The 21,883-nt window shown below is 65.2% G+C and carries 24 protein-coding genes; 17 read left to right on the top strand and 7 right to left on the bottom strand.

Annotation, left to right across the window (positions count from 1 at the left end; all coding sequences use genetic code 11):
• Nucleotides 1–103 precede the first annotated feature (103 nt).
• The 5 genes from ABD923_RS05635 (at nt 104) to ABD923_RS05615 (ending at nt 4,364) form a co-directional block, all read left to right on the top strand.
• Nucleotides 104–649 (top strand): GNAT family N-acetyltransferase, encoded by a 546-nt coding sequence (locus ABD923_RS05635; protein ID WP_345229432.1) that lies wholly within the window; start codon nt 104–106, stop codon nt 647–649.
• A gap of 63 nt (nt 650–712) precedes the next feature.
• The gene (gene purL, locus ABD923_RS05630; RefSeq protein WP_259546202.1) at nt 713–2,872 is read left to right on the top strand and encodes a phosphoribosylformylglycinamidine synthase subunit PurL; all 2,160 of its coding nucleotides are present in this window, start codon (nt 713–715) and stop codon (nt 2,870–2,872) included.
• A 96-nt stretch (nt 2,873–2,968) separates the two neighbouring features.
• Nucleotides 2,969–3,205 carry a BolA/IbaG family iron-sulfur metabolism protein gene (locus ABD923_RS05625; protein ID WP_222187421.1) on the top strand — a complete coding sequence of 79 codons (237 nt, stop codon included), beginning with the start codon at nt 2,969–2,971 and terminating at the stop codon, nt 3,203–3,205.
• A gap of 285 nt (nt 3,206–3,490) precedes the next feature.
• Entirely contained in the window at nt 3,491–3,856 is a 366-nt protein-coding gene (grxD, locus tag ABD923_RS05620) for a Grx4 family monothiol glutaredoxin (RefSeq protein WP_222189570.1), read from the top strand.
• A gap of 7 nt (nt 3,857–3,863) precedes the next feature.
• Nucleotides 3,864–4,364, top strand: coding sequence for a hypothetical protein (locus ABD923_RS05615; protein WP_259546204.1), 501 nt, complete (start codon nt 3,864–3,866; stop codon nt 4,362–4,364).
• Here the strand turns inward: ABD923_RS05615 and der are convergent.
• From der to ABD923_RS05590, 5 genes are all read right to left on the bottom strand, one after another.
• Nucleotides 4,361–5,824: a ribosome biogenesis GTPase Der gene (der, locus tag ABD923_RS05610; RefSeq protein WP_259546205.1), complete on the bottom strand. Its 1,464-nt coding sequence runs from the start codon at nt 5,822–5,824 to the stop codon at nt 4,361–4,363. The two genes, ABD923_RS05615 and der, sit on opposite strands and share 4 nt — an antisense overlap.
• Before the next feature lie 74 nt (nt 5,825–5,898).
• Complete coding sequence (locus ABD923_RS05605) at nt 5,899–6,357, bottom strand: YaiI/YqxD family protein (RefSeq protein ID WP_259546207.1); 459 nt, start codon at nt 6,355–6,357, stop codon at nt 5,899–5,901.
• The gene (locus ABD923_RS05600; protein ID WP_259546208.1) at nt 6,354–7,394 is read right to left on the bottom strand and encodes an aldose epimerase family protein; all 1,041 of its coding nucleotides are present in this window, start codon (nt 7,392–7,394) and stop codon (nt 6,354–6,356) included. Before ABD923_RS05600 ends, ABD923_RS05605 begins: the two co-directional genes overlap by 4 nt.
• A complete protein-coding gene (locus ABD923_RS05595) occupies nt 7,391–8,152 on the bottom strand; it encodes an HpcH/HpaI aldolase family protein (RefSeq protein WP_259546209.1) in 762 nt (253 codons plus the stop codon). Before ABD923_RS05595 ends, ABD923_RS05600 begins: the two co-directional genes overlap by 4 nt.
• Before the next feature lie 21 nt (nt 8,153–8,173).
• A complete protein-coding gene (locus ABD923_RS05590; RefSeq protein ID WP_259546210.1) occupies nt 8,174–9,403 on the bottom strand; it encodes a urate hydroxylase PuuD in 1,230 nt (409 codons plus the stop codon).
• A 248-nt stretch (nt 9,404–9,651) separates the two neighbouring features.
• Here ABD923_RS05590 and alc point away from each other — a divergent pair, with 248 nt between their 5' ends.
• The 12 genes from alc (at nt 9,652) to ABD923_RS05530 (ending at nt 20,468) form a co-directional block, all read left to right on the top strand.
• On the top strand, nt 9,652–10,671 hold the full coding sequence (alc, locus tag ABD923_RS05585) for an allantoicase (RefSeq protein WP_259546211.1): 1,020 nt from the start codon (nt 9,652–9,654) through the stop codon (nt 10,669–10,671).
• Between the two features lie 165 nt (nt 10,672–10,836).
• Nucleotides 10,837–11,850, top strand: a complete 1,014-nt coding sequence (gene dctP / locus ABD923_RS05580; RefSeq protein WP_259546212.1) for a TRAP transporter substrate-binding protein DctP — start codon at nt 10,837–10,839, stop codon at nt 11,848–11,850.
• Between the two features lie 79 nt (nt 11,851–11,929).
• Nucleotides 11,930–12,562, top strand: a complete 633-nt coding sequence (locus ABD923_RS05575) for a TRAP transporter small permease subunit (RefSeq protein ID WP_222187431.1) — start codon at nt 11,930–11,932, stop codon at nt 12,560–12,562.
• A gap of 6 nt (nt 12,563–12,568) precedes the next feature.
• On the top strand, nt 12,569–14,005 hold the full coding sequence (locus tag ABD923_RS05570) for a TRAP transporter large permease (RefSeq protein WP_405048267.1): 1,437 nt from the start codon (nt 12,569–12,571) through the stop codon (nt 14,003–14,005).
• A 79-nt stretch (nt 14,006–14,084) separates the two neighbouring features.
• A complete protein-coding gene (locus ABD923_RS05565) occupies nt 14,085–15,284 on the top strand; it encodes an ABC transporter substrate-binding protein (RefSeq protein ID WP_259546213.1) in 1,200 nt (399 codons plus the stop codon).
• An 80-nt stretch (nt 15,285–15,364) separates the two neighbouring features.
• A complete protein-coding gene (locus tag ABD923_RS05560) occupies nt 15,365–16,153 on the top strand; it encodes an ABC transporter ATP-binding protein (RefSeq protein WP_259546214.1) in 789 nt (262 codons plus the stop codon).
• Nucleotides 16,150–16,980 carry an ABC transporter ATP-binding protein gene (locus ABD923_RS05555; protein ID WP_405048268.1) on the top strand — a complete coding sequence of 277 codons (831 nt, stop codon included), beginning with the start codon at nt 16,150–16,152 and terminating at the stop codon, nt 16,978–16,980. The genes ABD923_RS05560 and ABD923_RS05555 overlap by 4 nt, the downstream gene beginning before the upstream one ends.
• 5 nt (nt 16,981–16,985) lie before the next feature.
• On the top strand, nt 16,986–17,357 hold the full coding sequence (locus ABD923_RS05550) for a hypothetical protein (RefSeq protein WP_259546215.1): 372 nt from the start codon (nt 16,986–16,988) through the stop codon (nt 17,355–17,357).
• Nucleotides 17,354–17,788 carry a hypothetical protein gene (locus ABD923_RS05545; protein WP_259546216.1) on the top strand — a complete coding sequence of 145 codons (435 nt, stop codon included), beginning with the start codon at nt 17,354–17,356 and terminating at the stop codon, nt 17,786–17,788. Before ABD923_RS05550 ends, ABD923_RS05545 begins: the two co-directional genes overlap by 4 nt.
• The gene (locus ABD923_RS05540; RefSeq protein ID WP_259546217.1) at nt 17,785–18,150 is read left to right on the top strand and encodes a hypothetical protein; all 366 of its coding nucleotides are present in this window, start codon (nt 17,785–17,787) and stop codon (nt 18,148–18,150) included. The genes ABD923_RS05545 and ABD923_RS05540 overlap by 4 nt, the downstream gene beginning before the upstream one ends.
• Nucleotides 18,151–19,161: a branched-chain amino acid ABC transporter permease gene (locus tag ABD923_RS05535; RefSeq protein ID WP_259546218.1), complete on the top strand. Its 1,011-nt coding sequence runs from the start codon at nt 18,151–18,153 to the stop codon at nt 19,159–19,161.
• Nucleotides 19,158–20,468, top strand: a complete 1,311-nt coding sequence (locus ABD923_RS05530; RefSeq protein WP_259546219.1) for a branched-chain amino acid ABC transporter permease — start codon at nt 19,158–19,160, stop codon at nt 20,466–20,468. Before ABD923_RS05535 ends, ABD923_RS05530 begins: the two co-directional genes overlap by 4 nt.
• Nucleotides 20,469–20,539: 71 nt before the next feature.
• On the opposite strand, the gene ABD923_RS05525 is transcribed toward ABD923_RS05530, so the two are convergent.
• Together ABD923_RS05525 and ABD923_RS05520 are read right to left on the bottom strand one after the other, a co-directional pair.
• The gene (locus tag ABD923_RS05525) at nt 20,540–21,316 is read right to left on the bottom strand and encodes an enoyl-CoA hydratase-related protein (RefSeq protein WP_259546221.1); all 777 of its coding nucleotides are present in this window, start codon (nt 21,314–21,316) and stop codon (nt 20,540–20,542) included.
• Between the two features lie 99 nt (nt 21,317–21,415).
• Complete coding sequence (locus tag ABD923_RS05520) at nt 21,416–21,847, bottom strand: cytochrome c-type biogenesis protein (RefSeq protein WP_259547400.1); 432 nt, start codon at nt 21,845–21,847, stop codon at nt 21,416–21,418.
• Nucleotides 21,848–21,883 lie beyond the last annotated feature (36 nt).

Raw genomic sequence — 21,883 nt, 5'->3', positions numbered from 1 at the left:
GCGGCGCGGCACGAAACGGCTTGATCGATTCCAATGTGCTGACTATTTCAGCATTAATGGAGCGGCGCAGGCAACTGCCCCTTCATTACCTCCCTGTTGGACTTTGGCCGAGATTCGTCTCGGCCTTTTTTTTGGCGTCTGGTCAGATACGGGGATGCGCATGACCGCCCAGCCCATCGTTTCTGAAGTGGAAACAAACCCCTCTGATTTCGAGGATTGGTTGGGTCTGCATGGGCTGTTGAGCGACAGCTTCGCCTATATGGACGGTCGAATCGATCCGCCCTCGTCCCTCCTGCGGCTGACGCCTGAGGGGTTGGAACAGAAAAGCCGGACCGAAGATCTGTATTTGATCCGCGATGGTGGGGCGCCGGTGGCCTGCGCGTTCGGCACGATCACAGGTGAGTGCTACTACCTCGGGAAGCTCGCCGTTGCCGCGTCGCAGCGTGGCCAGGGCCTCGCGCGCGGGATCATCGAGGCTGCGGCGCAGACAGCACGCAAACGCGGGCTGAGCCGACTCGAGCTACAGACCCGGGTTGAGTTGCGCGAAAATCACCGGACATTCCGCCGCCTCGGTTTCACATTGGTCGGCGCCAGCGCGCACCCGGGGTATGACCATGCCACGTCCCTGACCTTTCGGCGCAGGGTTTAGGCGATGCAGGCCCTTTTCCCTGCGCCCGCCCTGCCCTAAAGACAGGCCAACCGGAGGGGACAGATGACCGAACCTGCCATCACGCAAGAATTGATCGAGGCCCATGGCCTCAAACCCGACGAATACGAGCGTCTGCTCGAGATCATGGGGCGCGAGCCGACATTCACCGAGTTGGGCATCTTCTCGGCCATGTGGAACGAGCATTGCTCCTACAAATCCTCGAAGAAATGGCTGCGCACCCTGCCTACGGACGGGCCGCAGGTGATCTGCGGCCCCGGCGAGAACGCGGGCATCGTGGATATCGGCGACGGTCAGGCCGTGGTCTTCAAGATGGAGAGCCACAACCACCCCTCCTATATCGAACCCTACCAGGGGGCTGCGACGGGCGTGGGCGGCATCCTGCGCGATGTCTTCACCATGGGCGCACGCCCCATCGCGGCGATGAACGCGTTGAGTTTCGGCGAAAAGGACCACCCCAAGACGAAGGCCTTGGTGCATGGCGTGGTCGAAGGGATCGGCGGCTACGGCAACTGCTTCGGCGTGCCCACCATCGGCGGCGAGACCCGGTTTCACGCCGCCTATAACGGCAACTGCCTCGTGAACGCCTTTGCCGCCGGCTTGGTCGATGCCGACAAGATCTATTACTCCGAGGCCTCGGGCGTCGGCATGCCGGTGGTCTATCTTGGCGCCAAGACGGGTCGCGACGGCGTTGGCGGGGCCACCATGGCCTCGGCCGAGTTCGACGACACGATCGAGGAAAAGCGCCCCACGGTGCAGGTGGGCGACCCCTTCACCGAGAAGCGCCTGATGGAAGCCACGCTGGAGCTGATGGCGACCGGCGCCGTGATCTCGATCCAGGACATGGGGGCCGCGGGCCTGACCTGTTCAGCGGTCGAAATGGGCGACAAGGGCGGACTTGGCGTGCAGCTGCGCCTTGATGACGTGCCGCAGCGCGAAGAGAACATGACCGCCTACGAGATGATGCTGTCGGAGTCTCAGGAACGGATGCTGATGGTGCTCCACCCCGAAAAGGAGGCCGAGGCGCGCGCGGTGTTCGAGAAATGGGACCTCGATTTCGCGATCGTCGGCGAAACCATCGCCGAGGACCGTTTCGTCATCCTCCATGGCAACGAGGTCAAGGCCGACGTACCTTTGTCGAAACTTTCGTCCGAAGCGCCGGAATATGACCGGCCCTGGGTGCCGACCGAGCCAGCGACGGAGCTGGAGCCGGTCCCCGAAGTCGATGCCATCGACGCGCTGAAAATCCTGCTGGGCAGCCCGAATTATTGCTCGCGGTCCTGGATCTACCAGCAATACGACCACATGGTCATGGCCGACACGGTCGTGGCCCCGGGCCTCGGCGCGGGGGTCGTGCGCGTGCATGGCACCGAAAAGGCGCTTGCCTTCACCTCGGACGTGACGCCGCGCTACGTCAGGGCCAACCCCGAAGAGGGCGGCAAGCAGGCCGTGGCCGAGGCCTACCGCAATCTCTGCGCCGTGGGGGCAAAGCCGCTGGCCACCACCGACAACCTGAATTTCGGCAACCCCGAAAAGCCCGAGATCATGGGCCAGTTCGTCGGCGCGATCAAAGGCATCGGCGCGGCCTGTTCGGCCCTCGACATGCCCATCGTGTCGGGCAATGTCAGCCTCTATAACGAGACGGACGGGCAAGGCATCCTGCCGACCCCGACCATTGGCGCGGTCGGTCTGCTGACGTCCCTCGACGAGTTGATCGCGGGCACAGCGCGGGACGGGCATCTGGCGATTCTCGTCGGCGAGACCGAGGGCCATCTGGGTCAATCCGCCCTGCTCTACGAGGTGTTCAACCGCGAAGACGGCAACGCGCCCCATGTGGATCTGGACGCCGAGCGGCGCAACGGGGAATTCATCCGCGAAAACCGCGAATGGATCAACGCCTGCACCGACCTCAGCGACGGGGGCCTTGCGCTGGCCGCGGTGGAAATGGCCATTGCCGGCGAGGTGGGCGTGACGCTCGATGCGGCGGACACGGCCACGCTCTTTGGCGAGGACCAGGGGCGCTACCTGATCGCGTGCAGCTTCGACAAGGCCGAAGCCTTGATGGTGGCCGCCGGACGGGCGGGCGTGACGATCCAGACGGTTGGCAAGTTCAACGGCGATACGGTCCGCATCGGCGGGTCGGATGCGCCGCTGGACGAGTTGCGCACGATCTGGGCCGAGGCCTTCGCCGGCCATTTCGCCTGACGCTTGGATCGACGGAAAGGGGCGCGCGCACGGCTTGCGTGTGCCATTCCACGTGCTTACATTTTTCTCAACGACACGTCCGGGGGAACGACTGACATGGCGATCACCGCCCATGAAATCGAAACGATGATCCGTGAACAATTTCCGGATGCGAAAATCACCGTGCATGGCGACGATGGCCAGCATTTCGCGGCGCAGGTGATCGACGAAAGCTTCCGCGGCATGAACCGGGTGCAGCAGCAGCGCGCCGTCTATGCCGCGCTCAAGGGCAAGATGGACGGCAGCCAGGGGGAGTTGCACGCGCTGGCCCTGACCACGAAAGCCCCGGAATGAGGTCTCTCTCGCATGAATGCGCGACTGCTCGCCGCGATAATCCTGTCCCCTTTCATCATCGTGTTTTTCTACGCGGTGTTTCACGAATTGAGGCGCTACAAGTCTGAAGGCCGATCACAATATGGCCTGACCTTCAACGAGGAAACAGGAACGAGCCATGTCGGGGCGCTCGCCGAAGACGAAAGCGGCTTCGATCCCGAAACCTTCGATCCCAGCGACTACAACGACCCAGACATCGCCTCTAGCGACCCAAACCCAGCAACCGACGCAGAACAGGACCCAACCATGACAGACGATGCACAAACCCGGATCAAGGACACCGTGACCGCGAATGACGTTGTCCTGTTCATGAAGGGCAGCAAGGAAATGCCGCAATGCGGGTTCTCCAGCCGCGTGGCGGGCGTGCTGAACTACATGGGCGTGACCTACCAGGACGTGAACGTGCTGGCCGACGAGGACATCCGCCAGGGCATCAAGGATTATTCCGACTGGCCCACCATTCCGCAGCTTTACGTGAAGGGCGAATTCGTCGGCGGCTGCGATATCGTGACCGAGATGACGCTGTCGGGCGAACTGGACCAGCTTTTCGACGACAAGGGCGTCAGCTACGACAAGGACGCCGCCGAGAAAATCCGCGAAGCCAACGCCTGATCGCACAATGCTGCTCTGGGGTCTTCTTGCGCTTCTGGTGCCGGCCCTGGCCTACATGACGGTGACACGACCGGCCGCCCTCTACCTGGGGGCGGCCTTTTTCTGGCTGGTGTTCGGGTTGGGCGTGCGGGCCTTTGCGACGCAACTGTCACAAGGGGCGCTTGGCGAGGATGGCGTGTTCCAGGACGTCTACTACGTCGTGACCGACCGCCGCCCCCTGATCATCGCCTCCGTGATGGGCGGCTTCGGCGCCGCGATCTGGGCCGCGACGGCGGTTTTTCAGGCCAACACCCGCGCCCTCGCGTGGCTGTTCGGCGCCAGCTACGCGGGCGTTCTCGTCTTTCTCTACGGTGCGCCGCTTCTGTTGACCGACCTCGGCCCACCGCGCCTCGACCTCGATGCAACGGCGGCCTCGCGGGTCTCGGCGCTGATGGGGTATGCCGGGGCCGCGCTCTTTGCCCTTGGCGTCGGCGGGTCGATCCTGTCGCTCCGCCCCCGCCGCCGCTAACCCTTTTTCTTCGTCGCGCCCGACCGGACGTGTTTCGACAGCCGCGAGGGCGTCGATTTCTTGCGGTCCTTGTAGGGGTTCTGATCCGCCTGGCTCCGCATCCAGAGGCGAATGGGCGTGCCGGGCATGTCGAAATCCTCGCGCAGGCCGTTGATCAGGTAGCGCGAATAGCTTTCCGGCAGCTTGTCGGGATGCGAGCACATCACGACAAAGCCCGGCGGCCGCGTCTTGGCTTGGGTCATGTAGCGCAGCTTGATCCGCTTGCCGCCGGGCGCGGGCGGCGGGTGCGCCTCGGTCATGGCGGTCAGCCAACGGTTCAGGCGCGCGGTCGAAACGCGGCGGTTCCACGTGTCATAGGCCTTGAGGATCGCGGCATTGAGCCGGTCCAACCCCCGGCCCGTCTTGGCCGAAACGGTGACCAGCGGCGCACCCTTGAGCTGCGGCAGCAGACGCTCGAACCCCGCGCGCAGGTCGCGCAGTTTTTCCTGCTTCTCCTCTTCGAGGTCCCACTTGTTCACCGCGACCACGACGGCGCGTCCCTCGCGCTCGGCCAGATCGGCGATGCGCAGGTCCTGTGTCTCGAAGGGGATCGCGGCATCCAGCAGCACCACGACCACCTCGGCGAATTTCACGGCGCGCAACCCGTCCGCGACGGAAAGCTTTTCAAGCTTTTCCTGCACCTTGGCCTTCTTGCGCATCCCGGCGGTGTCGAAGATGCGCATATGCGTGCCGTCCCATTGGAAGGGAACGGCGATGGAGTCGCGGGTGATCCCGGCCTCGGGACCCGTCAGAAGGCGGTCCTCGCCGATGATGCGATTGATGAGGGTGGACTTGCCCGCGTTGGGGCGGCCCACGACGGCGATCTGAAGCGGACGCTTGGCCGTGATCGGGCGCGGGCCGTCGCCCTCCCCGTCATCGTCCTCGACATCGATATCGGTCTCGGCCTCTTCCGCGCGTTCCTCGGCCGCCTCGACCATCGGGGCAAGCCGGGTGGCCAATTCGGCCAGCCCCTCGCCATGTTCGGCCGACAGGGCCAGCGGCTCGCCCAGCCCCAGTTCCCAGGCCTCGATCAGCCCGGCTTCGGCGGCGCGGCCCTCGGCCTTGTTGGCGGCCAGGATCACCGGCTTGCCCGAGCGGCGCAGGATATCGGCAAAGAGCGTGTCGTTCGGCGTGATCCCGGCGCGGGCGTCGATCAGGAACAAGCAGGCATCGGCCATCTCGACCGCGCGCTCGGACAGGCGGCGCATCCGGCCCTCAAGGCTGTCGTCGGTCGCATCCTCGAGCCCTGCCGTGTCGATCACGGTAAAGCGCAGATCGCCAAGCCGCGCCGCACCTTCGCGCAGGTCGCGGGTCACGCCGGGCTGGTCATCGACAAGCGCAAGGCGCTTGCCGACGAGGCGGTTGAACAGGGTCGACTTGCCCACATTGGGCCGACCGACGATGGCGAGGGTGAAGCTCATGACGCTCTCTCGAATATCCGAAGGGGCGCGTTTATCGGAAAGCGCGCGCCTTGGAAATCCCCTACCCGCGCAGCCTACCCTTTGCCAAGCCGCCTGAGCGCCGTTTCGATCGCATTGGCAAATGCGCTGCGGTCGGATTTCGAAAATGGCTTGGGGCCGCCCATGGTCATCCCCTCCAGCCCGCCGCGCAGATCGGCCATCAGGTCGCGCGTGGCCAGTTTCGAGCCGATATTGCGGGCATCGAGCGCCTCGCCCCTTGGCGTCAGCACCAGCGCCCCCGCCTCGATCACGCGCGCGGCCAGCGGGATATCGGCGGTGATGACCAGAGCACCGGGCGCGGCGGCCTCGGCGATCAGGTCGTCGGCCGCGTCGAAGGTCTCCCCCGCCATGGTCATGGAAATCAGCGGATGATCGGGGTGACGCAGGTACTGCGCCGCGAACAGACGCACGGGCAGCTTGTGGCGATAGGCTGCGGCATAGATCTCCTCCTTCACCGGGCAGGCATCGGCATCGACGAGGATCTGGGCGGTCATGACGGGAAGAACCCTTCCATGAAGGGGATGTCGACCCGCGCGCCAGAGCGTTCGGTCAGGGTCAGCGTCCCGCGGGTGATTGAAAGCGCCGCGATCTCGACCCAGCCGGGTGGGCGCGGCAGCGACAGCATCGCGTGGCGGATGACATGGCGCGGCCCCAGCGACACCGTCGTGGGCACCCCAAGCGCGGTCAGCCGGTTCTCGGCCATCGCGGCCCGCAGGCCCATGGTGCCGTTTGCGATCCCGTCCTCGATCCCGATCACACCCGTATGGCGCCCGTTCCACGGCGCGAAATCGCGCCCGCCGTTGGAGATCCAGAGCATCGTGACGGGCAGAACCCGGGCCTCCTTGATGACGATGAGCATGTCGTCCTCGGCCTGCCGGATCAGCGCAGTCCATCCCAGTTTTGCCCCGCGCGCCTCCACGAGGATGGTGAAGTCCTCGACCCGGTGACGCGCCGGGTAGTGGTGCAGGTCCCACTGGCTGCCATCCTCGCAATCGAGGTGAAGATCGCCCCGCAACTGGTTCAGCGACCACAGGTTATGGCCGGGATATTGCGCGACCGGATCGGTGAGAGCGGCGCGTTTCGGAGAAAACGACAGTCGCCCGCCCTCCGCCATGCGGCTCATTGGGTGATGGGCCAGCGTCACCTCGCCCGCACCGCCCTCGACCACGTGGGTTTGCAGCAGGGCCGACTCGACCAGTTGCACGCGCTTGGTGATCTTGGTGCCCCGCGGGCGGGCCTTGAGGCGCAGGGTCGCATGGGCCACATCCTGGTCCAGGACATCCCATTCGGAATTGGCGGTCAGACCGTGGGGTGGATCGCCCGCAACATCATCCTTGCCAAAGGGCAGGCAGAAGACATCGCCGGCAAGACGGCGGTTCACAAGGGGCAAGCTTTCATCGCCCTGCACCTCGGGGTCATCACGCCAAGGTGCCGCATGGAGCGGACGGCGCGCGCCCACCTGCCACGATGGAATATTGCCAACCGATGGGTCGATCAGCGCCGTCGCATCGGCATGGGCCAGCCGGATCATGCGGGCGCGGCGGCCTTCTTCAGCGCGGCAGCCAGAAGGGACGCGTCGGACCCGACCCCGAGGAAGGTCACGCCCCATTCCACCATCTGTGCCTCGGCGTCATCGCCGAACACGATGATACCCGGCGATTTTCCGGCCTCCCGGATCACGCCGATACCGCGCTCGATCTCGGCCCAAAGCTCGGGCGCATCCAGCGCGTCGCGATAGCCCATGTCGGCGCCTAGGTCGGCAGGTCCGATGAACACCCCGTCCACGCCATCGACGGAGGCTATCCCTTCCAGATCGGCCATGGCCGCGCGGCTCTCCGCCTGCACAAGGATGCAGATTTCGTCATTCGCGCTGGCGGCATAATCGGGGATGTTGCCATAGGCGCCGGCGCGCGCCACGGCGGCGCCCATTCCGCGCACCCCATCGGGCGGGTAGCGGCAGGCGCGCACCACCGCCTCGGCCTCGGCCACCGAGTTCACCATCGGCACCAAAACGGTCTGCACGCCCAGATCGAGCGCCTGTTTCAGGATCCAATCCTCGGCCACCGGCACGCGAAGAACGGCGTTGGTGCCCGTGTTTTCCAGCGCGATCAACTGGTTGCGGATGCCGGCGGGGTCCCACGGCCCGTGCTCGCCATCGATCAGGCACCAGTCGAAGCCGGCGCGTCCGGCGATTTCGGCCGTCAGCGGGCTGTCGAGATTCAGCCAAAGGCCGCGTTGCAACTGGCCCGCCGCAAGCGCGCCTTTCAAGTCGTTTCTGGGTGCCGGCATATGTCCCTCCCTGCCCGTTTCCTACAATGCGCCGCCCGTGACGTCGCGATACCAGGCACGGATCGCGGCGCGTTCCTCGTCCTCGATGAAGGACAGGTTGCCGGGCGGCATGGCGTGGGTCACGCCCGCCTGCAGGTAGATGTCGCGGGCATGGGACGCGATCCGGGCCTCGCTGTCCAGCATGACGCCGCGCGGGGCCACCGCGATGCCGGGCCAAAAGACCTCCTCGGCGTGGCACATCGAACAGCGGCTTAGCACGATATCGGCCACCTGGGTGAACCCGTCATGCGCGGCGAAGCGTTCAAAGGCGGGGCTCAAGGCGGCCTCGTCCTCCGCCCGATCGGCCAGGGGCAGAACCGACAGCCACACGATCACGGCAAAGATCGCCGCCGTCGCCCCCCAGGTCCACCACCGATAGCCGCCGCGGGCGTGCATCGTGTTGAAGAAATGCCGGATCGTCACGCCCATCAGGAACACCAGCGACGCGATCAGCCAGTTGAACTCCGACGCGAAGGCCAGCGGATAGTGATTTGACAACATAAGGAAAATCACCGGCAGCGTCAGGTAGTTGTTATGTGTGCTGCGCAGCTTGGCGATCTTGCCGTATTTCGGGTCCGGCGTGCGCCCGGCCCTGAGGTCGGCGACGACGATCTTCTGGTTCGGGATGATGATCATGGCCACGTTGGCGGTCATGATGGTCGCCGTGAAGGCCCCCAGATGCAGCAAGGCCGCCCGCCCCGAGAAGACCTGCGTGTAGCCCCAGGCCATCGCGACCAACAGCGCGAACAGCAAAAGCATCAGGATTGTCGGGCTGTCCCCGAGCTTCGATTTGCACAGCAGGTCATAGATGATCCAGCCGATGGTCAGCGACAGGGCCGAGATCAGGATCGCCTGCCATGGTGCAAGCTCCCTCACCGTCCAGTCGATGAGGTAAAGCTCGGCCCCGACCCAGTAGAGCAACACCAGCAGCGCAAAACCGGACAGCCATGTCCAGTAGCTCTCCCATTTGAACCAGGTCAGGTGCTCGGGCATCTGCGACGGGGCGACCATGTATTTCTGGATGTGGTAGAACCCGCCGCCATGGACCTGCCATTCCTCGCCATCGGCGCCGCTGGTCGGTTTCGGATCCCGTCTCAGCCCAAGGTCGAGCGCGATGAAATAGAAACTCGACCCGATCCAGGCGATCGCAGTGATGACATGCAGCCAGCGGACCGCGAATTCGGCCCAGTGCAGCAGGATGGTGGTGTCCATAACTGTCCCTTCGCCCCGCACCTCGGGCACGGGTTTGTTCGTTTTAGAGGCATTTCGGACAAAAGCCGGGCGCTCTGCAAGGCCATGAGCGATGGAAACCGACGGCGCCCCTTGCCCTTTTCATGAAAACGGGCTTATTCGGCGGGCATCTGCTTCAATCGCGGGCACTTGACGCATCGGCGCGCGCCCGGGGCTTTTTCGCTCCGATGACGCCCCTGCGCTTGCCCCTTGCGCCAACCGGACCCGACATGACCAGCATCGAGAGCCTGAACCCCGACATCCCGCTTTTCGCCCGTACCGGGATCAACCTTGCCTCGGCGGGCCTTGGCGCGCGGGCGATCTGGGCCACGAACCAGTTCTTCGCCCCGCTGGAGCGCATGTTGCAGGACAGCGATCCGGTCTTCGTCGAGGGCAAGTTCGACGATCACGGCAAATGGATGGATGGCTGGGAAACGCAGCGCCGCCGCGACGGGGGCCATGACATGGCCATCGTCAAGCTGGCCGGTGCGGGACGGATCATCGGCTTTGACGTGGACACGAGCCATTTCACCGGCAACTACGCGCCCGCCTGCAAGGTCGAGGCCTGTTCCTTCAAGGGCGAGAGGCCGCCGGAAGACCAGCGTTGGGTGACGATCCTGCCGCACAAGCCGCTCGGCGCCTCGGCGCATCACTTTTTCAAATGCGACAATTTCGAAAGCTGGACCCATCTGCGCGTGCATATCTATCCCGATGGCGGCATCGCGCGGCTGCGGGTCTACGGCGTGCCGGAACTGGACCATGCCAACGCCAAGGGCGAGATCGACCTCGCCGCGGCCCTGAATGGCGGCCGCATCCTCGGGTTTTCGGACGCCCATTACGGCGATTACAACCGCCTGCTGGCCCCGGGGCGTGGCATCAACATGGGCGATGGCTGGGAAACGCGCCGCCGGCGCGAGCCTGGATATGACTGGATGATCATCGCCCTTGGTGCGCGTGGCGTGGTTGAGAAATGCGTCATCGACACCGCGCATTTCAAAGGCAACTACCCCGACAGTGCGTCCATTCAGGCCGCCGACCTGCGCAGTTTCGGCGACGGGCTGACCGACGCGTTGATCACCGACTCGATGTTCTGGAAAGATCTTCTGCCGCAACAGAAACTCGGCCCCGACGCCGAGCACGCCTATCGCCACGAACTGATCAACCTGGGTCCCGTGACCCATATCCGCTTCAACCTTTTCCCCGATGGCGGTGTATCGCGCCTGCGTTTGTTTGGCACCACCGCCCCGTGATGGGCAGCGCGAGGCATACAACCCAAAGGCGAAAGCCGGGACCAGTCGGTCAGATTTTCTGACCGAAACCCCGGATTCGCCCTTGGCATGGGCAGATTGCCGCGTCTAACCTCTGCGCAAGCGGCCCCGACGTTCAATGGGTCGTGTTCTGTGGGAGGAACATCAATGAAGCATCTGACGACAACCGCCATCGGGGCGGTTCTTTCCGTGTCTTTCGTCGGCGAAGCGCTCGCCACTGAATGGAATGTGTCGGTCTGGGGCCAGCGCCGCGCCTTTACCGAGCATATCCATTACCTCGCCGATGCCGTGGCCGAGGCCACCGATGGCGAGTTCACCATGAACATCAGCTATGGCGGCCTGTCGAACAACCGCGAGAACCTCGACGGGATCTCGATCGGCGCGTTCGAGATGGCCCAGTTCTGCGCCGGTTACCACCCGGACAAGAACCGCGCGATCACCGTCCTTGAGCTGCCCTTCATGGACGTGCGCAACCTCGACGAAGAGGTCGCGGTCAGCCATGCCGTCTATGCCCACCCCGCCGTGGCCGAGGAAATGGCCCAGTGGAACGCGCGCATGCTGATGACCAGCCCGATGCCGCAATACAACCTTGTCGGCACCGGCGAGCCGCGCGACGAGATCGCCGAGATGGACGGCATGCGCGTGCGCGCCACCGGCGGCCTGGGCGAACTGTTCTCGGCCATGGGCGCAGTGCCGACCTCCGTGACCTCGTCCGAGGCCTACAGCGCGATGGAAGGCGGCACGGTCGACACCGTGGCCTTCGCCCAGCACGCGCACCTGTCCTTCCGCACCATCGACATTGCCGATTGGTGGACGGAAAACCTCAACCCCGGTACGGTGAACTGCCCGGTCGTGGTGAACATCGACGCCTACGAGGCGCTGTCGGACGAGCATCGCGAGATCCTCGACGCCGCCGTGGATGACGCGATCGACTATTACCTCGAGAACTATGGCGAGCTGCTCGCCCGTTGGGACGCGGTTCTCGAAGAGCGCGGCGTCGAGCGCATCACCATCGCAGATGAGCAACTGGCCCAGATGGCCGAGGCCGCCGCGCCGATCCATCAGGCCTGGATCGAAGAGATGAATGCCGCCGGCCTTCCGGCGCAGGAACTCTACGACCTTGTCGGCGCGACCCTGCAAGAGGTGCGGTCGGGCAACTGAGCCCTGCCCCTTCCCTGACCAAACCCACGGCCCGGAGCGTGCCTCCGGGCCGTGGCCCAAATGAACCGGGCGGTCCCTTATGTCTTCTTCGAATGTCCTCAGCGATGACAGCCTGCTGTCACGGATCGACCGCGCCGTGCTGCGCGTCGAGGCCGCGCTGAACCTGATCGGCGGTGCCACGATCATCATGCTGGTGCTGCTGGCGGTCTGGAACGTGGTGGGGCGCAAGCTCTTCAACGCGCCGGTGCCGGGCTATGTCGACTGGATCTCGCAATTCATGATCCTGTTCGCCTTTCTCGGCTTGTCCTACTGCCAGCGCGAGGGCGGGCATATCCGCATGGATATCGTCGTGATGCGGCTCAAGGGGCGGCCATTGTGGTTCGCCGAATTCCTTTCGGTCCTGTTCATGCTGATCCTGACGACCGGCCTGATCTACGGCAGTTGGCACCATTTCCTGCGCAGCTTCGACTGGGACATGGCGCTGTATTCGCGCGACAGTTCGATCGACATCGGCCTGCCGCTCTGGCCCGCGAAACTGGTGGTTCCGGCGGCCTTTACCCTGCTCTGGGTGCGGCTTGTGCTGCAACTCTGGGGCTATGGACGCGGGCTGGTCCAGGGCGGCGATGCCCCGGTCGCGGTCCCGCTGCCCGAAGACCCGATGGAACAGGCCCTTCACGAGGCCGAAACCGTCAGCGGACACGACGAAAGGTAAGGCGTCATGGATGAGTATATCGACATGCGCGCCCTGCTCGACGGCGTGGACATCTTCGACGTCTCGCTTTGGCTGTGCGGGCTGCTTCTGATCCTCGTGCTGATCGGTGTGCGCGTGGCCTTTGCCGCGGCCTTCGTCGGCATCGTCGGGCTGTGCGTCTTCTTCATGCAGCGGCAGGGCTTTGACCGGGGCCTTGTGACCGCGCTGAAACTGGCGGGCCAGGTTCCGCATTCGAAATCTTCGGGCTACGCGCTCAGCCTGATCCCGACCTTCATCGTCATCGGCTATCTCGCCTATTACGCGGGCCTAACCCGGACGCTGTTCGAGGCTGCGAAACGCTGGGTCGGCTGGGTGCCGGGCGGCCTCGGTGTCTCGACGGTCTTTGCCACCGCCGGCTTCGCCGCGGTTTCGGGCGCCTCGGTCGCCACCTCGGCCGTTTTCGCGCGCATCGCCATCCCCGAGATGCTGCGCCTGAATTACGACAAGGCCTTTGCCGCGGGCGTGGTCGCGGCGGGCGGCACCCTGGCCAGCCTCATTCCGCCCTCGGCCATCCTCGTGATCTACGCGATCATCGTCGAGGAGTCTGTGGGCAAACTCCTGCTCGCGGGCTTCCTGCCCGGCTTCGTCTCGGCGCTGATCTACGCCGCACTGGTGATCGGCTTGGCCAAGTGGAAAAAGAACCTTGGTCCACCCGTCACGGGCTACACCTGGGGCGAGCGTTTTGCCTCGCTGCCCGGCGCGATGCCGATCATGTTCGTGATCTTCATCATCATCTTCTCGATCTACTATCGCGGCGAGGACGGGGCATGGGCCACGCCGACCGAGGCGGGCGCGCTTGGGGCCTTCGTGGTGCTGGTCATGGCGCTGTGGAAGGGCATGAAGTGGCGCGAGCTGAAAGGCGCGCTGATGGAGGCCGCCAAGCTCACCGCCATGATCTTCGCGATGATCTGGGGCGTGCTGATCTTCGTGCGTTTCCTGGGCTTTGCACAACTGCCGGATGTCTTTGCCAACTTCATCGGCGGGCTGGAGTATTCGCCCTACCTGATCCTGCTGGCCATCCTTCTGGTCTACGTGGTGCTGGGCATGTTCATGGACGCGATCGGGATGCTGATCCTGACGCTGCCCGTGACCTTCCCGGCGATCATCGCGCTGAACGGCGGGCCGGACGTCACGCGCGAGGCCTCGGCCTTTGGCATGACCGCCGAGGAATGCGCGATCTGGTTCGGGATCATCGTGGTCAAAATGGCCGAGCTTTGCCTGATCACGCCGCCCATTGGCCTCAACTGCTTCGTCGTCGCGGGCGTCGCCAAGGACAGCAAACTGCCCATCTCGGTACAGGACGTTTTCCGGGGCGCATCGCCGTTTTTCGTCGCCGACGTGGTGACCGTTGCGGTCCTGATCGCCTTCCCCGGCATCGTGCTGTGGCTGCCCTCGCTGATCTAGGCAAATGCCTCTTTTCACCGAAATTGCGCGTGGTAGTGTTCGCGCGCAACGATCCGAATGTCCATTAGGGAGACATCAGATGAAAAAGATCCTTCTCGCCTCGGCCGCGACCATGGCCATGACCGGCGGCGCGTTTGCCGAGGCCCATGGCGGCGGCGAAGTGCCGCTCGGCATCCTGCTCAGCTTCACCGGCCCGATCGAAAGCCTCGTGCCGCCGATCGCGGGCGGTGCCGAACTGGCCATCGCCGAAGTCAACGAGTCGGGCGCCTTCATGGACGGGATGACCGTGACCGCGGTGCGCGCCGACACGTTCTGTTCGGATGCCGCAGGCGCCACCGCCAACGCCGAGCGCGTGATCACCACCGAGGGCGTCGTCGGCATCATGGGCTCGGACTGCTCGGGCATGTCCTCCGCGATCCTTGCCAACGTGGCCGTGCCGAACGGTGTTCCGATGATCTCGCCCGCCTCGACCAGCCCCGCGCTGTCGAGCGCCGAGGATAACGGCCTGTTCTTCCGCACCGCTCCGTCCGACGCGCGCCAGGGCGAGGTGCTGGCCGGCCTGTTGCTGGAGCGTGGCATCGAATCGATTGCCATCACCTACACCAACAACGACTACGGCCAGGGCTTTGCCGACGCATTGCAGGCGGCCTATGAAGAGGCGGGCGGCGAAGTGACGCTGGTGGCCGCCCACGAGGATGGTCGCGCCGACTATTCGGCAGAGGTCGGCGCCCTTGCCTCGGCCGGCGGCGACGTGCTGGTGGTGCTGGGTTACGTCGACCAGGGCGGTTCGGGTGTCGTGCAGGCGGCGCTTGATACCGGCGCGTTCGACACCTTCGCCTTCGGCGACGGCATGGTCGGCGACACGCTGGCCGAGATCTTCGGCGGCGACATCGACGGCAGCTTTGGCACCGCGCCCGGCGCACAGGGCGATGGCGTCGCAATGTACCAGGCAGCAGCAGAAGGCGCCGATTTCGATAATACTTCGGTTTTTTCGGCCGAAGCCTATGACGCCGCCGCGCTGCTGATGCTGGCCATGCAGGCCGCAGGCTCGACCGTGGGCACCGAATACGCGCCCTCCATCATGGACGTGGCCAACGCCCCCGGTGAGCCGATCATGCCCGGCGAGTTGGGCCGCGCGCTGGAGATCCTCGCCGAGGGTGGCGAGATCGACTACCAGGGTGCCACCGGTGTCGAGATGATCGGCGCGGGCGAGGCCGCGGGTTCCTACCGCGTCGTCGAGATGCAGGACGGCGTGCTGGAAACGGTCGAATATCGCTAAGATCCCGGCCCATTGGGCTTGAGATCAGGTCGCAGCCCGGTTAATCGCCGGGCTGCTTCGTTTATGGGGGTGAGCCGCACATGATCTCGGTCGAGAACCTGCACAAGCACTTCAGCGGCTTCCATGCCGTGGACGGCGCCAGCCTGACCATCGAAACCGGGTCGATCACCGGGCTGATCGGTCCGAATGGCGCGGGCAAGTCGACCTTGTTCAATGTCATCGCCGGTGTCCTGCCGCCCACCTCGGGGCGTGTCGTGATGGATGGGGAAGATATCACCGGCCTCCCGCCCCATACGCTGTTTCACAAGGGTCTTTTGCGGACATTCCAGATCGCGCACGAGTTTTCCTCGATGAGCTGCCGCGAGAACCTGATGATGGTGCCCGCCGGCCAGTCGGGCGAAAGCCTGTGGAACACGTGGTTCGGCCGCAAACGCATCGCCGACGAGGAACGCGCGCTCAAGGCCAAGGCCGACGAGGTGCTGGAGTTCCTGACAATCGAACATCTCGCCGATCACCCCGCGGGCATGGTCTCGGGCGGGCAGAAGAAGCTGTTGGAACTGGGCCGCACGATGATGGTGGACGCCAAGATCGTCTTCCTCGACGAGGTCGGCGCGGGCGTGAACCGGACCCTTCTGAACACCATCGGCGACGCGATCCTGCGCCTGAACCAGGAACGCGGCTACACCTTCTGCGTGATCGAGCACGACATGGATTTCATCGGCCGCCTTTGCGACCCGGTCATCTGCATGGCCGAGGGCCGCGTGCTGGCCGAGGGGTCGATCGCCGAGATCAAGGCCAACGACCAGGTGATCGAGGCCTACCTGGGCACGGGCCTCAAGAACAAGGACAAGCTGGAGGCGGGGGTATGAGCGGCGGAAGCGGCTACGAGGATCGCGGCAACAACGACCGTTCCGTCACCGGCGAGCCGGTGGATCACATGGGCGACCCGGTGCCCGCCGGTGGCCATGCCGAACGGGTCGAGGGTGCCGACGCCTTCCTGATCGGCGAGGCCATGACCGGCGGCTATGGCGGCGGCGCCGACATCCTGCATGACTGCACCATCGCGGTGAACCCCGGCGAGATCGCCGTGATCGTCGGCCCGAACGGTGCCGGCAAATCCACCGCGATGAAGGCGGTCTTCGGCATGCTGAACCTGCGCAAGGGGCGCGTGGTTCTCGATGGCGAGGATATCACCCACCTCACCCCGCAGGCGCGCGTGCAGAAAGGCATGGGCTTCGTGCCGCAGACGTCGAACATCTTCACCTCGATGACGGTGCAGGAAAACCTGGAGATGGGGGCCTTCACGCGCCGCGACGATTTCCGCGAGACGATGGAGCAGGTCTATGACCTGTTTCCCATCCTGCGCGAGAAACGCGACCAGGCGGCGGGCGAATTGTCGGGTGGTCAGCGCCAGCAGGTCGCCGTGGGGCGCGCGCTGATGACAAAGCCCAAGGTGCTGATGCTGGACGAACCCACCGCGGGCGTCTCGCCCATCGTGATGGACGAGCTTTTTGACCGGATCATCGAAGTCAGCCGCACCGGCATTCCCATCCTGATGGTGGAGCAGAACGCCCGCCAGGCGCTTGAGATCGCCGACCGGGGCTATGTGCTGGTGCAGGGCGCGAATGCCCATACCGGCACCGGCAAGGACCTGCTGGCAGATCCCGACGTGCGCCAGAGCTTCCTCGGGGGCTGACCGGAATGCACGCCCCTGCCCTCGCCCTGTCGATCCTGCTCGCCGCGCCGCCTGCGCTGGCGCAGCCCGTTGCCTGCGCCTTCACGCTGGTCTGCGCGCCCGAGATCGACTGCGAGGCGCATGAGGGCATTCCGTTCGACCTGTCCCATGCCGATGGCACCTACAGTTTCGAAGCCGACGGCACCGTCCTGACGGGCCAACCGCTGGACGGGTTCGATCCGCGCGGCCTCGCCCTTGCGTTCCAAACCGACACTGAAACGATGCTCTTCACCCTGACACCGGGCGATGAAGGCGTTCTGACCCGTCACAGGATCGGGCCGGGCGGTCGCCTCAGCGTTGCCAGTTTCATCGGCCCCTGCGTGAGAGGATACCCATGACCCGCCTGTTTCTTGCCGCCGCCCTCTCCGCCCTGTCGGTTGCGCCCGTTTCCGCGCAGGAGCCGGGCCAGGAGATCACCTGCGATCTGTCCGTGATCTGCCTTGGCGTCGCGCCATGCCAGGATTGGGAACAAACCATCACCGTCGTCACGCCCGAGGACGAGGCGGGCGATTGGACCGTCGACTGGGCCGGCGAGCGCCGCGCCGGCTATGCGCTGGTGGCGGATATCCCCGCCCCCGAAGGCTCGCTGCGTCCGGCGCGCATTCGAACGCTGGTCCATGCCGCCGACGATACGCAAGCGGTGCAGATCGTGACCCTGTCCGATATCGGCCATATCGCCGTGACGTTGCACCAGCCGCACCTGACGCCGCCGTCCGTCACCGCCGGGGGCGTGTGCCCCGCGCTGATCCCCGAGGGGGCCGATCAATGAAACCCGTCGCCCTGCCCTTCGCCCTTGCGCTTTGCGCGGCAACGGCGCAGGCCGAGCCGTGGGACTGCGAGTTGACGGTGTCCTGTGGCATCGGTGCGGCCTGTGAAGCGACGGCGCTGCGCCTTGCGCTTCTGCCCGCCGATCACGCGGGCGATCTGTTCGTGACGGGCCTTGGCGCGGATATCCCGGTCGCCCGGCTGTCGGCTGGCCCCTCTGCGCCGCGCCACTATGCGGGGCATGGCGGGGAGATCGCCCTGCTTTTGACAATCGAGGCTGACACGCGCACGCGCCTGACCCTGCATGGCGGGGACGAGCGCGGCGCGGCGACCAGCTACTTCGGAACCTGCGAGGAGTTGACCTGAATGGATTTCCTCAACGCCCTGGTGGCGCTTGCCAATTTCGTCCTCATCCCCGCCACCGCCTATGGCGCGCAACTGGCGCTTGGGGCGCTCGGGGTGACGCTGATCTACGGCATCCTGCGGTTTTCCAACTTTGCCCATGGCGACACGATGGCCTTCGGCACGATGGTGGTGATCCTCGTGACCTGGTGGTTGCAATCGCTGGGGGTCTCGTTGGGGCCGCTTCCCACCGCGCTGCTGGCCCTGCCCGTCGGGATCGCGGTGACGGGCCTTCTGCTGATCGGCACGGACAAGGTGGTCTACCGCTTCTACCGCCAGCAAAAGGCTAAGCCGATCATCTACGTCATCGCGTCGCTCGGCGTGATGTTCGTGATGAACGGGATCGTGCGCTTCATCATCGGCGTGGATGACCAACGCTTTGCCGATGGTGAGCGCTTCATCATCTCGGCCCGCGATTTCCGCGAGATGACCGGCCTCGACGAAGGGCTGGCCTTTCGCACCAGCCAGGGGCTGACCATCGTCGTGGCGATCATCGCCGTGGCGCTGCTGTTCTGGTTCCTCAACCGTACGCGGACGGGCAAATCCATGCGGGCCTTCTCGGATAACGAGGACCTGGCGCTGCTGTCGGGGATCAACCCCGAACGCGTCGTGCTGATCACCTGGCTGATCGTGGCGGCGCTGGCGACGACGGCGGGGGTCCTTTACGGCCTCGACAAGAGCTTCAAGCCCTTCACCTATTTCCAGCTGCTGCTGCCGATCTTCGCCTCGGCGATCGTGGGCGGCCTGGGCAACCCGCTTGGCGCGATCCTCGGCGGGTTCGTCATCGCCTATTCCGAGGTCGCCGTCACCTACGCCTTCCGCAAGGTGGTGGGCTATCTCCTGCCCGAAAGCCTGGAGCCCGAGGGGCTGCTGCAACTCCTGTCCACCGACTACAAGTTCGCGGTCAGCTTCGGCATCCTGCTGATCGTTCTCTTATTCAGACCAACCGGCATCATGAAGGGGAAATCGGTATGAGCGGAGCCGTGAACATCCGGGCCGTCGCCCTCTTTGCCCTTGTCGCCATCCTGTTCATCGGGACCGGTGTCGTGCAGTCGTGGAATACCTCGCTTACGATCCTGAACATGGGCCTGATCAGCGCGATCATGGCGCTTGGCGTGAATATCCAGTGGGGCTATGCGGGCCTGTTCAACGTCGGCGTCATGGGCTTTCTGGCGCTTGGGGGGCTGGCCACGGTGCTGGTGTCGATGGACCCGGTGGGCGAGGCCTGGTCCGCAGGTGGCCTGGGTGTCATCCTCGGGCTGATCCTGGGGGCCGCGACGATCATCGCGGCGATCCTGACGTATCAGAAGATGCCCGCTGGCCGGATGCGCGGCATCGCCTTGCTGGTGATCCTTGTCGGTGGGTTCTTCCTCTTCCGGGGTGTCTTCGATGCGGGCGTCGAGGCGGTTGAATCCGTCGATCCCTCGGTCAGCGGCTACCTGGGGGGGCTTGGCCTGCCGGTGCTGGTCGCCTGGCCTGTCGGCGGCCTGCTCGCGGCCGGGGCGGCCTGGATCATCGGCAAGACGGCGCTCGGGCTGCGGTCCGACTACCTGGCCATCGCGACCCTCGGCATCGCCGAGATCATCATCGCCGTTCTCAAGAACGAGGACTGGCTGGCGCGGGGTGTGAAGAACGTGATCGGCATTCCGCGTCCTGTTCCTTACGAGGTCGATCTGCAAGCCTCCGAAAGCTTCCGGAACTTCGCCGCCTCGATGGGCTCGGACCCGGTGGGCGCCTCGACGATCACTGTGAAACTGCTCTATGCCGCGTTGTTCGTGACGGTCCTCCTGATCCTGATCTGGCTGAGCCAGAAGGCGCTGAACTCGCCCTGGGGCCGGATGATGCGCGCCATCCGCGACAACGAGGTCGCCGCCGAGGCGATGGGCAAGGACGTCACCCGACGCCACTTGCAGGTCTTCATCCTGGGCTCGGCCGTGATCGGCGTCGCAGGCGCGATGATGACCACACTCGACAGCCAGCTCGTGCCATCCACCTACCAGCCGCTGCGCTTCACCTTCCTGATCTGGGTCATGGTGATCGTAGGCGGGTCCGGCAACAACTGGGGGGCCGTGCTGGGCGGGTTCCTGATCTGGTGGCTGTGGGTGATGGTGGAGCCGATGGGCTTCTTCGTGATGGAAACCATCACCGCGGGCATGGACGAGGGCTCGGCCCTGCGCGAGCATCTCCTCGGGTCGGCGGCGCATATGCGCCTGATGACGATGGGCATCATCCTGCTGCTGGTTCTGCGGTTCAGCCCCAAGGGCCTGATCCCCGAGCGTTGAGCACACCAAACAGTCAAACGCAAAGGGCCGCCCCGAAAGGCGGCCCTTTTTCTATCCGGGGCGTGGCTGTGTCAGCGCCCCTCGAATTTCGCCTCGCGCTTGTCAAGGAAGGCCAGAACCCCTTCCTTGAAGTCGCGCGTCTTGCCGCATTGGCCCTGCAATTGCCCTTCCAGCAACAGCTGTTCCTCCAGCGTGTTGCCGAAACTGGCCTTCATCGCCGCTTTCACGCGCTTGAGCGCCTCGGTCGGGCCATTGGCCAGATACGCCGCGCGGGCACGCCAGTGCGCTTCGAACGCCTCGTCCGGGACCGCCTCCCAGATCATGCCCCAGTCGCTGGCCTGCTGCGCGCTGATCTTGTCGGCAAAGAGCGCCGCCCCCATCGCCTTGGCCAGACCCACCTGCCGTGGCAAGGCCCAGGTGCCCCCCGCATCGGGGATCAGGCCGATCCGCGTGAACGCCTGGATGAAGCTGGCGGACTCGGAGGCGATCACCACGTCGCACACCAGCGCAAGGTTCGCCCCCGCCCCGGCCGCCGTGCCATTGACCGCCGCGATCACAGGCACCGGGCACTCCACGATGGCCATCAGCATGGGGATATATTCGTCGCGCAGGGTCCGCTCGATATTGAGGTTCGCGATGTTGGCCCGGTCGCCAAGATCCTGCCCCGAGCAAAAGGCCCGCCCTTCGCCGGTCAGAACCACCACCCGCGCCTCCTGCGCGGCATGGCTGACGGCGTGGGTCAGTTCGGCCCGCATCTGCGTGTTGAGCGCGTTCATCACCTCCGGGCGGCGGAAGGTAATGGTGGCGATCCCATCCGCATCCTCGCGGGTGATCGTTTCGTAGTGCATGGGCCGGTGCCTCCCCTGATCCTGTCGGGGCGGAGACTAGACAGGCCCGGGCGGCTGCGAAAGCTGAAACGCCACGTCACGCAAGGCGCGGCATGGGCGTCAGTCGCCCATGATTTCCTTCAGACGGGCCTCTTCCTCGGCGCTGAGTGCGCTCTCGGTCGGGGCCTCGGCGCGCGACCGGCGGCGCAGATAGCCAATCGCCAAGCCAAGCCCGATCAGCAGGAGCAGCGGCCCGGCCCACCAAAGCAGGATATTCGCGCCGCCAAACGTGGGCCGCAGAAGCACGTATTCGCCGTAGCGATCCACGACATAGGCCATGACCTCTTCGTCCGTGTCGCCCTCGACCAGCCGTTCGCGCACCAGAAGGCGCAGGTCACGGGCCACGGTGGCGTTCGACTCGTCGATGGATTCGCCACGGCAGACCACGCAGCGCAGGTTCGCGCTGATGTCGCGGGCCCGCTCTTCCAGCACCGGGTCATCCAGAACCTCGTCGGCCTGCACGGCCAGCACAGGCGTGGCCGCGACCATCATCAGGACGACCAGATGCGGCAGGCCCCGCCGCAAAAG

This window comes from [Roseibacterium] beibuensis, assembly GCF_039542305.1.
In the GTDB taxonomy this organism is placed as follows: Bacteria; Pseudomonadota; Alphaproteobacteria; order Rhodobacterales; family Rhodobacteraceae; genus Roseibacterium; species Roseibacterium beibuensis.
The sequence above is the reverse complement of the archived record's forward strand: the minus strand, read 5'-3'. Positions and strand labels throughout refer to the sequence as shown.

Excerpts from the sequence above, each read along its gene's own strand:
- ABD923_RS05550 (WP_259546215.1), top strand. The coding sequence starts at position 16,986 with ATGCACGCCCCTGCCCTCGCCCTGTCGATCCTGCTCGCCGCGCCGCCT.
- alc (WP_259546211.1), top strand. The coding sequence starts at position 9,652 with ATGACCAGCATCGAGAGCCTGAACCCCGACATCCCGCTTTTCGCCCGT.
- ABD923_RS05570 (WP_405048267.1), top strand. The coding sequence starts at position 12,569 with ATGGATGAGTATATCGACATGCGCGCCCTGCTCGACGGCGTGGACATC.
- ABD923_RS05625 (WP_222187421.1), top strand. The coding sequence starts at position 2,969 with ATGGCGATCACCGCCCATGAAATCGAAACGATGATCCGTGAACAATTT.
- ABD923_RS05520 (WP_259547400.1), bottom strand. The coding sequence starts at position 21,847 with ATGATGGTCGCGGCCACGCCTGTGCTGGCCGTGCAGGCCGACGAGGTT.
- ABD923_RS05590 (WP_259546210.1), bottom strand. The coding sequence starts at position 9,403 with ATGGACACCACCATCCTGCTGCACTGGGCCGAATTCGCGGTCCGCTGG.
- ABD923_RS05565 (WP_259546213.1), top strand. The coding sequence starts at position 14,085 with ATGAAAAAGATCCTTCTCGCCTCGGCCGCGACCATGGCCATGACCGGC.
- dctP (WP_259546212.1), top strand. The coding sequence starts at position 10,837 with ATGAAGCATCTGACGACAACCGCCATCGGGGCGGTTCTTTCCGTGTCT.
- ABD923_RS05615 (WP_259546204.1), top strand. The coding sequence starts at position 3,864 with ATGCTGCTCTGGGGTCTTCTTGCGCTTCTGGTGCCGGCCCTGGCCTAC.
- ABD923_RS05575 (WP_222187431.1), top strand. The coding sequence starts at position 11,930 with ATGTCTTCTTCGAATGTCCTCAGCGATGACAGCCTGCTGTCACGGATC.
- ABD923_RS05540 (WP_259546217.1), top strand. The coding sequence starts at position 17,785 with ATGAAACCCGTCGCCCTGCCCTTCGCCCTTGCGCTTTGCGCGGCAACG.
- ABD923_RS05525 (WP_259546221.1), bottom strand. The coding sequence starts at position 21,316 with ATGCACTACGAAACGATCACCCGCGAGGATGCGGATGGGATCGCCACC.
- ABD923_RS05530 (WP_259546219.1), top strand. The coding sequence starts at position 19,158 with ATGAGCGGAGCCGTGAACATCCGGGCCGTCGCCCTCTTTGCCCTTGTC.
- ABD923_RS05595 (WP_259546209.1), bottom strand. The coding sequence starts at position 8,152 with ATGCCGGCACCCAGAAACGACTTGAAAGGCGCGCTTGCGGCGGGCCAG.
- purL (WP_259546202.1), top strand. The coding sequence starts at position 713 with ATGACCGAACCTGCCATCACGCAAGAATTGATCGAGGCCCATGGCCTC.
- ABD923_RS05545 (WP_259546216.1), top strand. The coding sequence starts at position 17,354 with ATGACCCGCCTGTTTCTTGCCGCCGCCCTCTCCGCCCTGTCGGTTGCG.
- ABD923_RS05605 (WP_259546207.1), bottom strand. The coding sequence starts at position 6,357 with ATGACCGCCCAGATCCTCGTCGATGCCGATGCCTGCCCGGTGAAGGAG.
- ABD923_RS05535 (WP_259546218.1), top strand. The coding sequence starts at position 18,151 with ATGGATTTCCTCAACGCCCTGGTGGCGCTTGCCAATTTCGTCCTCATC.
- ABD923_RS05600 (WP_259546208.1), bottom strand. The coding sequence starts at position 7,394 with ATGATCCGGCTGGCCCATGCCGATGCGACGGCGCTGATCGACCCATCG.
- grxD (WP_222189570.1), top strand. The coding sequence starts at position 3,491 with ATGACAGACGATGCACAAACCCGGATCAAGGACACCGTGACCGCGAAT.
- ABD923_RS05555 (WP_405048268.1), top strand. The coding sequence starts at position 16,150 with ATGAGCGGCGGAAGCGGCTACGAGGATCGCGGCAACAACGACCGTTCC.
- der (WP_259546205.1), bottom strand. The coding sequence starts at position 5,824 with ATGAGCTTCACCCTCGCCATCGTCGGTCGGCCCAATGTGGGCAAGTCG.
- ABD923_RS05560 (WP_259546214.1), top strand. The coding sequence starts at position 15,365 with ATGATCTCGGTCGAGAACCTGCACAAGCACTTCAGCGGCTTCCATGCC.